Consider the following 269-nt stretch of genomic DNA (forward strand, 5'->3'; position numbering starts at 1 on the left):
TCTTCCCGTTCAGAACAGCAGCAGCATCAGACCACCCAACAGGGTAGCCATCTCACCGCCGGGGATAACCTCACGATAACCGCTAACGGGGAGAGCAAAGGTCCATCAAATCAAAGCGGGGATATCCACATTCAGGGCAGCCAGTTACAGGCGGGTAAAGACCTGCAACTGAATGCTAACCGGGATATTCAGCTCTCCTCCAGCCAGAACAGTGAGCAGACCACTGGCAAAAACAGCCGCCACGGCAGCTCGCTGGGCGTGGGCCTGAC

At 56.9% G+C, this 269-nt stretch carries 1 protein-coding gene; it reads left to right on the top strand.

The window, feature by feature from the left end:
• The coding region (locus C5471_RS23805) for a hemagglutinin repeat-containing protein (RefSeq protein ID WP_207627466.1) at positions 1-269 on the top strand (269 nt) is incomplete at both ends.

The sequence above is a fragment of the Photorhabdus tasmaniensis genome (assembly GCF_011189505.1).
Lineage (GTDB): Bacteria > Pseudomonadota > Gammaproteobacteria > Enterobacterales > Enterobacteriaceae > Photorhabdus > Photorhabdus tasmaniensis.